Source organism: Paraclostridium sp., assembly GCF_051657365.1.
Lineage (GTDB): Bacteria > Bacillota > Clostridia > Peptostreptococcales > Peptostreptococcaceae > Paraclostridium.
In genome coordinates this window covers 1-12,481 of record NZ_JBOFKN010000185.1, presented here as the reverse complement: position 1 = coordinate 12,481, position 12,481 = coordinate 1, and the positions used below count along the sequence as shown (strand labels likewise).

Here is a 12,481-nt window from a genome sequence, read left to right as displayed (position 1 = left end):
ATTAGACTAGGGCTATTTGCACTCTAGTAGAGCGAGGAATCTAGTAGATTCATTATATTTAATGTGATATTTTTTCAAATATCTAGCCACCATCACTTCCAAAGATACTACCAAAAGGTAAGATATTATCTAGCTTTTGCGTAGTCAGTGTTGGCTGATTGTTAAACTTAATTAACCATCTGATTATATATTAACCATTCTTAAAAAGAATATACACTTGATTTAAATTTTTTTATATAAATTTAAATATATTAACTTATATTCCCAGATTAAAAATTATTACTTTTTTTAGATTTATTAGCATCTTTTAATTCAAAGTTTTCAATAAGTGATTTTAGCATTTGTGCTTGTCCACTTAATTCTTCACTAGCAGCTGCACTTTCTTCTGATGTCGCAGAGTTAGTTTGTACTACTTCTGAAATTTGTTCTACTCCTAGTGTAACTTGATTAATTGCACTAGCTTCTTCTTCAGATGCTCTAGCTATATTATCAACTAATGCAGTAGTTTTATTTGTTGTATTTATTATCTTTTGAAGTGATTGAGCTGTACTATCTACTATCTCAGTTCCTTTATTAACTACTTCTATTGAGTTTTCAATAAGCACTGCTGTATTTTTAGCAGCTTCTGCCGATTTAGCTGCAAGATTTCTTACTTCATCAGCAACAACTGCAAATCCTTTTCCAGCTTCTCCTGCACGTGCAGCTTCTACCGCAGCATTTAGTGCTAATATATTTGTTTGGAATGCTATATCATCTATTGTTTTTATAATTCTTCCTATTTCATTTGAAGCAAATGAGATTTCTTCCATTGCTTTAACCATTTGTTCCATTTGTTCATTTCCATCTTTAACTTGGCGACCTGCACTTAATGTTAAAGCATTAGCTTTTTTAGCATTTTCTGCTGTATCTTTAATTTTATCAGATATTTCTACAATAGTTGCAGATAATTCTTGTACTGAACTTGCTTGTTCAGTAGCACCTTGTGATAACATTTGTGATCCACTAGCTACTTGTTCTGATGCGGATTCAACTTCTTCAGAAGCTAAATTTATTTGTGACATTGTTTCACTTAAATCGTAAGTTATTTTATCTAGTGAATTTTCAATTTCTTTAAATATTCCTATGTATTCTACTTGAGGTTCTGTGTTGAAATTACCTGATGCTATTTCTCCTAAAACACGAGCTGTATCATTTATAATTTCCTTAGTTGCTCTACTCATTTTTCTCATGCTTTCTGCTAATGAACCTAATTCATCTTTTGATTCATAAATAATATCAATATCATAATCTCCAATAGCCATTTTTTCTGCAGCTTCTTCTATTTCTTCAATTGGATTTTTTAGCATTTTTGTGATATATGCACATATAGATAATCCCACTATTATAGTGAATAGACTAACTGTTACTGAGATAATAGTTGCTTTTTTTACTGTATTTTGTACTCCTTTGTTAAATTTAACTCCATCTTCTTCTGCATTTTCATTAAGAGTCTTAGAATATTCTATACACTTATTGTATATGCTACGATATACAGTATTCTCTCCTACCATTGATAGTGTTGCTTTGTAATCTCCTTTTTCTGCAAGTGCAAAAGCTTTGTCAAATTCTTGTCTTAACTTCTCTACTTCATTTTCAAGATTATCAAGATCTTTTTTGTCTGTATCAGAAGCATTTTTAATTAATTTAATACTCTTATTTATTTCATCAAAATCCTTTTCAAGTATTGGTTTATACTTAACGTGATCTTGTCTAAGTATAGTATAAGCAAGGTCTCTACCAACGGCAACTAAGCTTCTGCGAATGGTCATCGATTCAGTTGTTGATACATACGGTCCTGTAAATAGTTGTTGACTCAGGTTTTCTGCTTGCCTTAGTTTAGATATTGTGTAAAAACTTGTTCCTGCTGTAAGTATTAATACTATAGTAAAAGATATTATCAACTTTCTAGCAATTTTTAAATTTTTCATATTCATATGAATGTCTCCCTGTAATTTAATTTGTCATTTTGTTAAATAAAATAGCCTTTTTATTTATCCGTTTATGTACGGATGAAAATTTGTATACTTTATACAGAAGTTAAAATAATATTTTATTTATTAAGGGTTAAATATTTAGTATAATTGAAGTATATTTAAAAGAGGTGATACATATGAAGAAAGAGTTAAAAGTCGTTGCGGCTATTATAGAGAATGAGAATAATGAGATTTTATGTGCTTTGAGATCTCCTAGTATGGTTCTTCCTAATCAGTGGGAGTTTCCTGGTGGTAAGGTTGAGGAGAATGAGTCTTTGTTTGAGGCTGTTGTAAGAGAGATCAAGGAAGAGCTTGATTGTGATATAGAGGCTTTTGAGGTTTTTAATGATAATTGTTATGAGTATGATGAGTTTGTGGTTAATCTTGTGGCTATTAAGTGTGGTTTGGTGAATGGGCATCCTGTGGCTACGGAACATTCTAAGATTGTTTGGTTGAGAAGAGAGAATCTGGATTCTTTGAAATGGGCTCCTGCTGATATGGTTGCTGTGGAGAGTTTGATTAGAGAAGTGATGTAAATATTCGGGCTAGCTTAGTGCTCCTGGGTGAATATATAAGTTTCGCTCCCCGAAAGCTGGAAAGATGCTTTCAAAGGTCGCTGAAACTTATATATTCATCCAGGAGCGTTTTTGTTATCCATTATTTTTCAAATTAGCTGAGTGGTGATTTGAAAATTTACTCCTATGAGTTTTCATTCTCTAAATTTGAGTTTTTTCTGTTATATGTTATATATGCAATAATATTAAGTGTAATAGTAGCTATAAGAAGTACTGCTGAAACTTTTGCTACTGTGTCTGTTAGATCCATTAGTGCTGTCCAGTCTTGTATGTTTACTAGGTGATTCGCGTATAGTATTTGCATGCATAAAGAAGTTGAACATGCACTTATGCTAATTCCTGAGAGTATTCCTAGTCTCTTGGTGTCAGATTCGTCTTTCATCATAATTTTTATTATAGGAATTATTAGTGCTATTAATCCAAATAATAGACTTCCTTTGTTTAACCAGCCATAATCCATAATGATATTTCCCCCATTTAAGTTTTTAATTTTATTGTTACTTCTGATTATATTATATATTTTCTTTACTTATTTTCCAATTTTAAAAGATTATATTAAATAATTAAATATGATGAGATAATATCTTTTACCTATCTATACTTATCACACGCTTATCTAATTATCGGAATAAATTTTTACAATTAATTTTATGGGTCTAATTTTTATTTTTTGAACATTTTGCTACTAAATTATTTAATTAAAATATTTTCTCTTATATATTAAAAACTTTTAATTCTTCTAGTTTTTTTACTGCTTCTTTTCTATTTATTATATATTTTTTCTCAGCATTAATCTCAATTGCTTTGTCATAACACTTTATAGCTTCCTCATATTTTTTTGCTTTATATAATGTGTACCCTTTATTGTTTAAAGCTGAGTCATTTTGACTATCCTCTTTTAAAACTTTATCATAGTATTCTATAGCTAAATTATATTTTCTCTTTCTATCATATATATAAGCAATATAAAAATTAGCATTGCTATTATTTTCTTCTACATCTTTAACTTTCTTAAAGGATTCTAATGCCTTATCCCATTCTTTAAGTTGTACATAACATTCTCCTTTAAGTCCTAAAGCCCATACATCTTTATCATCAACCTCTGCTATATATTCATTTAGAGTATCTAAGCACAAGTTATATTTCTCATTATTAAATCTAGCTAATGCCTTTATGCGCAGTGCATATTCTTGATTATCTACTAGTGAAAGAACTTTATTTGCATAAGATATTGCTCCATTATAATTTCCTCTATCAAATTCTAAATCAGCTTTTATATTTAATCCTGCTATGCTTTTACTATCTCTTTCTAATACAATATCCGAAAGCTCTTTTGCTTTTTCTATCTTACCTTCTTCATAAGATTCCAACATAGCTTCTTCGATGCAATCTATATCCATATTTTTTATATCTTCATCAAACTTATCACCTTTAGCATAATTTTCCCATCTAGTAAGTAATTGAAGATTCTCTAGTACTGTTAATCCGCCTTTAGACATCGGTTTTATATGATCTATTTGGAAATACTTCTTAATTTTGCTTTTATAATTTCCACTTGCACTTTCATAGTATCCATCTTCATCTTTATATTTTGCGTATACTTTGTCACTTAGCTCTCTCCAATAAGCTTTATCTATTTCATAAATTTGATTCATAGATAACTTAGTGTAATCTATTTTATCAGGACTTACTTTTGGAGAATTTATTTCCTCCTTGTTTAGTTCATTATATACAGCTCTATTAACTTCATTTATAAAAATATGTTTATTACTATTAAAGTAAATTTTCCATCCAGATGATTCATCTTCCCATTTATTGTTTAGGTATTCATTTTGTTTTCTTGCTCCAAAGTCATTATCGACTATTTCTTTTGCTAATACTGATATATCATACTTTTCTCTTCCTTCAAAAGGAATAAATAAAGGTGTTTCTTCTGTTAAATCATAATATCTAAATATATCTTTTATATCACTTTCATTAAATCCTATATCTAAATCATAACCCTCAAACTCATCATTTAATATATGATTATACATTTTTTCTAGTTCTTCTTCAGTTGGAGCATCGCCTCTAACTTCAACATCGTATTTTCTAAATATTGAGTCCATGTTATTCATTAATTGCTCAAAAGCATCTTTAAGAGGTTCAAAAACTAGTACCTCACAAGTTTCTTCTGTATCATTTTCTTCATTGAATAGTGTAAAGTTATATGAACCTATAGGTACAATATCCATATAATTTGATGATGTGCTTATGACCTCTCCATTTAGAAGCTTTGCAAATTCTTCTATTAATTTTATTGGTATCAATGTTGTTTCTAGCTTGTCAGTTGTTTTTCTAGATTTGTCTTTGAATCCACCACTTATAATTATATTATTAGGACTTGCCCAATTTATTTTACCTTTCCAATCATCTATAAAACTTACTATGTATGCTTTATCTGTTCCTCCAGCACTTTCACCTCTTAATCCTCTTCCAATCATCTGGTTCATAAGTATAGCTGATGTTGTAGGTCTTGTTAAAAATACACTTTGTACACTTGGTATATCAGTTCCTTCTGTTAGTATATTTACATTTATTAGTACTTCTAGATTTCCATCTTTAAAGTCTTGTATTTTTTTTGTATTTTCTTCATTACTAATAACTACGCCTGAATGCATATCTCTTATTGAAGATACTACATAATCACTTTTTATTTTGTTTTCTTTAAATAATGCATTTAATACTAATGCGTGTTCTATATTTACTGCAAAAACTAAGCATTTCCCATATTCGTCTTTATTTTCTATGTATTTATTAATTATAAAGTTGTTTCTTTTTTTATTTAAAGCTATTTGTTTTGCTATATTATCTGGTAAATTTTGAGACATCTTTATGGCTCTTATATCAGATTTGCTTAATTCACTTTCTAACTCTACTTTTGTATCAAATTCTCTAAGAACTGGTGTTGATAAAATCCCTTTATTTATTAGTGTATTTAAGTCTACACTATAACATATATTATCTGAAAATATCTTTCCTAAAAGTCCTTCTTCTTTTTCATCACTTCTCATAGGTGTTGCTGTTAATCCTATTATTTTCAAGTCTTTTTTACATGTACTTTCTAATATTTCTATTATATTTCTATATGATTTTGCTACTGCATGATGCGCTTCATCTATAACTAAGCATATATTATCTTTATTTTCTTCTACCCATTTTTTCAAGTATTCTTTTCCATTATTTAAGCTATCTTTGCTAGCTACTATAAAGTCATCACTACTATCTATATTTACTGGTCTATCATGCACTCCTGATATTATTCTAAATCTAAAACTGTCTCTGTTAGGAAGTATGTCTTTGTATGCGGAATCTATAGCAGTTTTAATTGTTTGATTTAGTAGTTCATGTCTATGAGCTAGCCATAATACTTTTTTATTTTTATCTATAATTTGATTTAATGCCCAATACACACTAGTAAATGTTTTCCCTCCACCTGTAGGTATTACTAATAATGACTTATATATATCTTTTTTGCTGCCTTCATTAAGTTCTTTTATTGCTTCTTTTTGATGTATATATAAGCTTCTTGTACTATTTGATTGTTCTACGTTTATTGTTCCTGAGAATTGATTTTCTAGATTCATAACTTTGTGCTCCTTTATTATATCTCTTGTGTTTATTATCTATGTTATCCATATTATACCATATTTTTTATGTCATGATTTTTACTTCTGAGGTGTGTTTAATGACAAAGTCCTTGTTACTATATTGAAGCTACTGACTTATTAAAACTAATAAATCAGTAAGTTCAATATAAAGTTGTATAACTCTAAGACACAAAGTGACTTAGTTATTAATATATAATAAAGACTTTATAGTTATACACTAATATACCACAATTTACTCCTGAATATTTTATGAGAGTATCTACAAAGAATACCCTTAAAAGAAAACAATTCGTAAAGGGTCTTACTCAACTAGCAGAAAAAGGTGCTATTCAGGTTTATAGATAACCTAATGGTGGTATGGAAGAACTTATTATAGGGGTAGTTGGAGTTCTTCAGTTTGAAGTTTTAGAATATCGTCTAAAGCAGGAATATGGTGTGGAGATACTAATGAATCCACTATCTTACCGTTATGTACGTTGGATTGAAAATGATATGTCTAAATTTGGTAGGCTTTCAATGATAATGGATACATTGCTAGTCGAAGATGAAAATAGAAATTCAGTATTATTATTAGAAAATGAATGGACTATTAGACATCTACTTGAGAGAAATAAAGATTTAGTTTTAAGATAAACTTCTTTATAAAAAGTAAAGATTCATCCCCCTGCGTCTATTTTAAATATAAGGGGGATTTTTACTATTTTTTTAAGAAAGGGTTTTATGTTTATAGCGATCTGACAAAACTAAAATAAGCCTCATCTAAATTTTTATCATTAGAAATATATAAAACCATACCTTTTATGCTTCTAGTAAGTAAAACGCTATAAATATTTTCCATAATCAATTTAGGATTTTTATACTTCTTCAAATTTACGAATAGTATAAATTGTAACAAAATATATTTATAAATACATTTTTACTAATTCTTTAAATTCGATGCTAATTCCTACTTTATTTAAATCTCCTATCCTATAGTCGTATAATTTTTTTAATGTATCTTTAATATCTCTTCCATAATGTAAAAAATTATGACAATTACTACATAGTGATACTATATTCTCCTCAACATCTAAAGAAACTTCAAATAAATCAGAATACGCCATCGGAATAAGATGATGTGGCTCAGTATAATTAATATCTATATTCTTACGTATAAAAGTAAAATGAGTTTCATCTATTTCACATAAGTAATGGGCATGCGCTAATGCATTCATAGCTACTTTTCTATCTCGAGGATAAACTTTAACATTTCCTTGTATTTTAGGCTTTTTTCTTTCCTTTGTCTCATATTTATAATCATAAAAATCATTATTTTCTATATCTTTAATGTCATTATTCTCTTTATCTAAAATACTATCTTTGATATAGTATTCTTTTTTTAAAGAGTTCTTAATGTGTTTTATTTCCATTGATTTAATATAATCTAATAACTCTTGAGTTACCCTACTTGGCCCTTGTACAGACTTTAATCCATGCTGTTTAAGCGCTCTAAAGTTATACTGTTTATCTAAATATTTATTTATTAACTCTAACTCCATATACCTTCCATAATCTTTATATTTACTATCATCTAACACAAATTCTGAATCATCTATTCTTTCTGATGATTTTAAATTAACTTTTCTTACAGTACACTTATACTTAATTTCTTGAACAGGACTACTCACATATATATATACAACATCACCAATATTGATATTAGTACTTTGTTTCCATTCAAGCTTTTCAAGTTTATTAAATGCACCAACTACATCATAATCAGATGGATTACAACTTATTATCCACTCACTTTTACATTTTATATTTTCTGGTAACTCTCCATGTTTATAATTTTTTATTATTTTATCATAATAAGGTTGTAATATTTTAATTGCATCAATTATATTATCAATAGTATTTTCTTCTCCTATTTCACTAGGTTTCTCCATATTTTTCTGTATTCTTATTTTTTTAATTTTTTTATTTTGAACCAAATTCTTTGCATAGTTAATATCTTTTCCAAGGTTAAAATATTCATCACCATTCCCACTATAATAGAGTTTTTTATCAAATAAAGGCATTATCAATATTTGATTATGATTTTTAAAATCCTCTTCAGTAGCATTTTGATCCTTAATTTCTATTGCTACATAGAAATAAATTTCTTCTTTAAATTTTCTAATAGCTAAAGAAATACTAGAAGGACACTCCTCAAATCCTTTCTTTTTAAATTGAATCCATAAATAATTAGGTATAACCTCGCCCATATTTACCCAACTACTACATTTACACCTCGTAAAATCCGAAAGCTGACTAACTACTTTTTCTCCTAATTCACTAAAATTTTGTCTAGCTTTCATTCCTAGCATCTTTATTTTCATCATTTCATCCTGTTTATCTATAGGCTTTTTATAATGAAATCCTGAGTATAACATTAAATATTCTTCTATTAACTGCCATTGTTCCATCTATTCTCTCCCTTTTAATCTTTTATGAATTTATAACTATATTATTGCAGATTTTAAGTGGTTATTTAAATTTTTTATTCAAATATCTTTTCGTGGGTTTCAATGGTGGAGACGATTCTCAATAATCATATCCAGGATTTTATATTACATCATTCTGCACAATTTTTAACTTTTATATCTATTGCATTTTTGCTATCTACTATAGTTTTGATAGTTTATAGAAGGTAATACCGAATTATAATAGAATTATCAAATTTAATCATTTTTTATAACTTATCCATTTAAGTATACTCCTTAACTAATTAAATATTAAAAGGGTGTACATTAATTTGTTAAAGTACACCCTTTTATATTTTATATTCCCTTAAATGCAATCTATAAGATAAATAAGATACCTTAATTTCCTAATACGTTATTTACCTTATCTAAATCTGGGCAATTTTTATTTATGATGGCTATACTCTCTTTATAATTACTCAAGTTCTTGAAGTATCTCAGGTCTTAAATATGGCATTTGCCTATTTGTAAGGCCAGCCAAAATCATTTTTTCTTCATTATCTAGTTTAAATTTCTCATATGCTCCACTCTCTGCAACTGTTATTTTAAAATGTTTATCATCAATTTTAGTTACTTTTAAACTATCTATCCCAAGTCCATCTAATAACTCCCAAGTTACAACTTCTCTATTTTCAAGCCCTAATACAGCTTTTAGTATCCACTCTCCTAGATCACCTTGTGGATTAGTCTGCAAACTCTTTCCATTTGTTTGTTTTATTCTTCCACGTAATACCCTACCATCAGGCAATATCAAATCGAAATCATTTAGTTTACTATTCTTAACTTGAGTCTCATCAAGTGCATCTATTCCGAAGAAATTTGGAAATACATGATGTATCCATTTGCTAACTCTAACTTCAATTTCATATTCTGGTCGTGGAGTATTACTCCCTTTATTCTTAGGCTTCGAGTGTCTAATATTAACCCCTGAACAATCAGAAACAATTCTTCCTTCTTTTTTATCCTGATAAAGAGGTAAATATATTTCTTCATTTGCAATTTCTTTAGCTTTTCGTGGAATACTAATCATTTTTATTAACTCAAATGGGTTATCAAACTGTTCTATTGAAATCTGCTTTATTATTTCACCTTGCGAAGCATCAAACTCTTCAAATAATACACTCTTACTTTTGTAAAATTTATAATTACGTAATTTATCTTTGAAAGTATAAGTTTTTCCATCACTTTTTATTAGTTCTAAACTCTCAATATTTATCAAGTCATAATTAGTTTCTATAATATTCATAACATCATCATCACGAGTTATAAAGTGATATATATCTCTATCGGTATTGTATAAACGTTTATCTAGCATAATACGCTCATTCCTAAGCTCTGAAACTTTACAAATAACTTCTTCCGGTGTTCCATTTTTTATAATTGGCTCTATAACCGTTGGGGCTAACTTATTGAATTCAGCTACCTTTTGGTAAGTACGATCTTTAGTATGTATCCATGTTTTAAGTCCAATTCCTACCCTATCATTTTCCCAGTTGCCAAGTGCATCAAATGCACTATCTTTTCTTGTTAAATCTTCTACATCAAAAACTCGAGCAAAAAGTTGCTCATGATTTCTATAATACAAATATGGTTTACGTGCATTTGTTCCCTCTTGATTATCTTTAAATAATCCACTTAAAGCTCCAAATATTTTTAAAAACTCAATGTATTCATTTCTTTCTTTATCTTTAAATTTATTCCAAATAATATTTGCCATAATAACTCTTCCTCCTCTCCATTAATAGTTACATTTTACCATATATGACAATCATTTTTAAATTTATAACTTCAATTTAATTAGAATAAATATCAAGTATATATTTCTTATGCTACAAATATTAATATTACTTTCTATACTCAATTATAATTTAAATAATTTAAGTCAATTTGGTCAAACTAAAACTATAAAGAACATATGTTTTAATTAGTCAAGTAGTGTTTTTTTGTCGAATATGTGCTAAAATTAATCATTAAGATTTAATATGGAGGATCAATACTAATGAAAAAAAATTATAAAGTCGCGAGTATGTTTGCTGGTATTGGTGGAGTATGCTTAGGATTTAAAAACGAAGGCTGTGACCTTGTCTGGGCAAATGAAATAGATAAATATGCATGTGAAACTTACAGACATAACTTTAATGGTGCTCCTCATTTAGTTGAAGGTGATATACACGATATAACTAGACCTAAAAATGGAGAAACTGTTCATCAATGTATAAATAGAGTTTCTAGCTCTATACCTGACTTTGATATTCTTACAGCAGGTTTCCCTTGCCAAGCCTTCTCTATAGCTGGAGAAAGAAAAGGATTTGAAGATGAAAGAGGAAACTTATTCTTTGAAATATTAACGATTCTAAGCGCAAAAAAACCTAAAGCATTTTTGCTAGAAAATGTAAAAAATTTAAAAACTCATGATAATGGTAATACTTTTAAAGTTATAAAAGAAGAGTTAGAATCTCTAGGATATCATGTTAAAGCTCAAGTTCTTAACTCTATGACTCATGGTAATATACCTCAAAATAGAGAGCGTATTTTTATAGTTGGATTTGATAAAAAAGAATTAATAGAACATTTTGAGTTTCCAGAACCAGTAAAGCTTACTATGAAAATTTCTGATTTGATAGACCTTAATGAAAAGAAAGACGAAAAATATTATTATAATAAAACAAAATACTATGAAGATTTAAAAAATGAAATGACAAAACAAGATACTCTTTATCAAATAAGAAGAGGTCAATATATACGTGAGAATAAAAACAATGTATGCCCAACTCTTACCGCTAATATGGGGACTGGTGGACATAATGTTCCTCTTATTCTAGACAATTATGATATTAGAAAATTAACTCCTGAGGAATGTTTATTATTCCAAGGATTTAACGCTAAAAATACTAAACATCATCATTCTTTCCCTGAATATACATTAAGTGATAAGGGAAGTAAGAGACCTTACTCTAATGGTCAAAAATATAAGCAAGCAGGTAACTGTGTTACTGTAACTATCATTGAAAGAATTGCTAGAAATATAATTAATGCTTTAAATTCTGATATTTCTGCTACTGATGCTTCTGAATTAGTTGCTATTACCCAAGAATAAAAAGCTATCAATTTGATAGCTTTTTATATATGTTTCTCAATTATATATTTAGAATAAAGTTATGTCATTATAATCTTTCAAATTAATAATTTATTAAGTGGTAATACTAATTATGTCCTTGTTCTCTATTCCTTTTATTAAAACTATTTTTTAAGTATCTATTTATCAATAACTTTAAAAAAGTATATAATATATATTTTGAATAATCTCTAATTAGTCAATTCTTTAGCTTTTTTCAAATCGTTTTTTTCATCCTCATATTTACCTAGCTTTCTATATGAAATACTTCTATTTTTATAGTAAATTGCATCTTCTTCTGACTCTATTGCTCTACTATAATCTTCTATTGCTTTTTCATACTCTTCTTTATTATAATATGCATTCCCTCTATTATTATAGTATGTTGCATCTTCTTCTAACTCTATTGCTCTACTATAATCTTCTATTGCTTTTTCATACTCTTCTTTCCTATAATATGTATCTCCTCTATCATTATAGTACGTTGCATCTTCTTCTAACTCTATTGCTTTACTATAATCTTCTATTGCTTTTTCATATTCTTCTTTATTATAATATGTATCTCCTCTATTACTATAGTACGTTGCATCTTCTTCTAACTCTATTGCTCTACTATAATCTTCTA

8 protein-coding genes and 1 pseudogene are annotated in these 12,481 nt (G+C 28.0%); 3 read left to right on the top strand and 6 right to left on the bottom strand.

Annotation, left to right across the window (positions count from 1 at the left end; genetic code table 11):
• Positions 1-269 precede the first annotated feature (269 nt).
• Positions 270-1,973 carry a methyl-accepting chemotaxis protein gene (locus ACRCYC_RS14775; protein ID WP_438619901.1) on the bottom strand — a complete coding sequence of 568 codons (1,704 nt, stop codon included), beginning with the start codon at positions 1,971-1,973 and terminating at the stop codon, positions 270-272.
• 176 nt (positions 1,974-2,149) lie between these two features.
• On the opposite strand from ACRCYC_RS14775, the gene ACRCYC_RS14770 reads away from it, so the two are divergent.
• Positions 2,150-2,548 (top strand): (deoxy)nucleoside triphosphate pyrophosphohydrolase, encoded by a 399-nt coding sequence (locus tag ACRCYC_RS14770; RefSeq protein ID WP_438619900.1) that lies wholly within the window; start codon positions 2,150-2,152, stop codon positions 2,546-2,548.
• Positions 2,549-2,711: 163 nt separating this feature from the next.
• On the opposite strand, the gene ACRCYC_RS14765 is transcribed toward ACRCYC_RS14770, so the two are convergent.
• Positions 2,712-3,047 (bottom strand): hypothetical protein, encoded by a 336-nt coding sequence (locus ACRCYC_RS14765; RefSeq protein WP_438619899.1) that lies wholly within the window; start codon positions 3,045-3,047, stop codon positions 2,712-2,714.
• A 253-nt stretch (positions 3,048-3,300) separates the two neighbouring features.
• Complete coding sequence (locus ACRCYC_RS14760) at positions 3,301-6,213, bottom strand: DEAD/DEAH box helicase family protein (RefSeq protein WP_438619898.1); 2,913 nt, start codon at positions 6,211-6,213, stop codon at positions 3,301-3,303.
• 246 nt (positions 6,214-6,459) lie between these two features.
• On the opposite strand from ACRCYC_RS14760, the pseudogene ACRCYC_RS14755 reads away from it, so the two are divergent.
• Positions 6,460-6,870: pseudogene (locus tag ACRCYC_RS14755) on the top strand (hypothetical protein).
• 269 nt (positions 6,871-7,139) lie between these two features.
• Here the strand turns inward: ACRCYC_RS14755 and ACRCYC_RS14750 are convergent.
• The gene (locus ACRCYC_RS14750; RefSeq protein ID WP_438619897.1) at positions 7,140-8,684 is read right to left on the bottom strand and encodes an HNH endonuclease; all 1,545 of its coding nucleotides are present in this window, start codon (positions 8,682-8,684) and stop codon (positions 7,140-7,142) included.
• A 472-nt stretch (positions 8,685-9,156) separates the two neighbouring features.
• A complete protein-coding gene (locus ACRCYC_RS14745) occupies positions 9,157-10,458 on the bottom strand; it encodes a hypothetical protein (protein WP_438619896.1) in 1,302 nt (433 codons plus the stop codon).
• A 282-nt stretch (positions 10,459-10,740) separates the two neighbouring features.
• Here ACRCYC_RS14745 and dcm point away from each other — a divergent pair, with 282 nt between their 5' ends.
• On the top strand, positions 10,741-11,838 hold the full coding sequence (gene dcm / locus ACRCYC_RS14740) for a DNA (cytosine-5-)-methyltransferase (RefSeq protein WP_438619895.1): 1,098 nt from the start codon (positions 10,741-10,743) through the stop codon (positions 11,836-11,838).
• A gap of 209 nt (positions 11,839-12,047) precedes the next feature.
• Here dcm and ACRCYC_RS14735 read toward each other — a convergent pair.
• Positions 12,048-12,481: tetratricopeptide repeat protein (locus ACRCYC_RS14735; RefSeq protein ID WP_438619894.1), on the bottom strand; the 434-nt coding region annotated here is incomplete at its 5' end.